The sequence below is a fragment of the Actinomadura darangshiensis genome (assembly GCF_004349235.1).
Taxonomy (GTDB): domain Bacteria; phylum Actinomycetota; class Actinomycetes; order Streptosporangiales; family Streptosporangiaceae; genus Spirillospora; species Spirillospora darangshiensis.
In genome coordinates, this window is sequence record NZ_SMKY01000642.1 from 1 (window position 1) to 1,073 (window position 1,073).

Annotated in this window: 1 protein-coding gene; it reads left to right on the forward strand. The window is 70.6% G+C overall.

Translation table 11 applies throughout. The features are described 5' to 3' along the window. Nucleotides 1–947, forward strand: a 947-nt coding sequence (locus E1293_RS47120; protein ID WP_243717606.1) for a ParB/RepB/Spo0J family partition protein, incomplete at its 5' end; no start/stop codon positions are given. Nucleotides 948–1,073 lie beyond the last annotated feature (126 nt).

A 1,073-nucleotide genomic window follows, 5' to 3' on the forward strand; every position in this document is an offset into this window, starting at 1 on the left:
CCCCGCCCCCGCCGACGCCCGCCGAGCCGGGCAGCGCAGGCGAACCGGGGTTCCCTGGCGGCCCCGCACCGGACGCCCCCAACGGGACGGCCGCGTCCGGCCCCGTTCTCGAACCGGTCGCCGGCGCCCATTTCGCGGAGCTGCCCGTCCGCTCGATCACGGTCAACCCGCGCCAACCGCGCGAGCATTTCGACGAGCAGGCCCTGGAGGAGCTCGCCGAGTCGATCAGCATCGTCGGTCTGCTGCAGCCGATCGTCGTCCGCAAGGCCCCGACGGACGAGCACGACTACGAGCTGATCATGGGCGAGCGCCGCTGGCGGGCGTCCCAGATCGCCGGCCTGGACGTCATCCCGGCGATCGTCCGCGACACGGGCGATAACGATCTGCTCCGTGACGCGCTCATGGAGAACCTGCACCGGCAGCAGCTCAACCCGTTGGAGGAGGCGGCCGCGTACCAGCAGTTGCTGCAGGACTTCGGCGCCACCCATGAGCAGCTCGCCGGACGGATCGGCCGTTCGCGTCCGCACATCACCAACACGCTGCGCCTGCTGAACCTCCCGCCGGCCGTCCAGCGCCGGGTGGCGGCAGGAGTGCTGTCCGCCGGTCACGCCCGCGCCCTGCTCTCCCTCGACAGCGTCGAAGCGCAGGAGCATCTGGCGCAGCGGATCGTCCAGGAGGGTCTGTCCGTCCGCGCTCTGGAAGAGATGATCGCGCTCCGCGAGGTGGATGACGAGCCGAAGGCGGCGCGCCAGGGCCGCCGCAAGAAGCCGGTCGCCCCCGGCCTCAAGGAGATCGCCGACCGCCTCTCGGACCGCTACGAGACGAAGGTCCGCGTCGACATGGGCCGCAACAAGGGCAAGATCGTGGTCGAGTTCGCCACCCTGGAGGACCTGGACCGCATCATCAAGTCGATGGCCCCCGACAACGACGGGACCAGCGAGCCCTGAGCCTCCTCCTCCCAGCGCGCTGGCGCCCCGGAAGTCGATCCGACCTCCGGGGCGCACTCGTTTCCAGACCGCTCACTCCCCCAACGTTTCGCGTGAAACATCAGCCATCCCGCACAGCCCACCCAC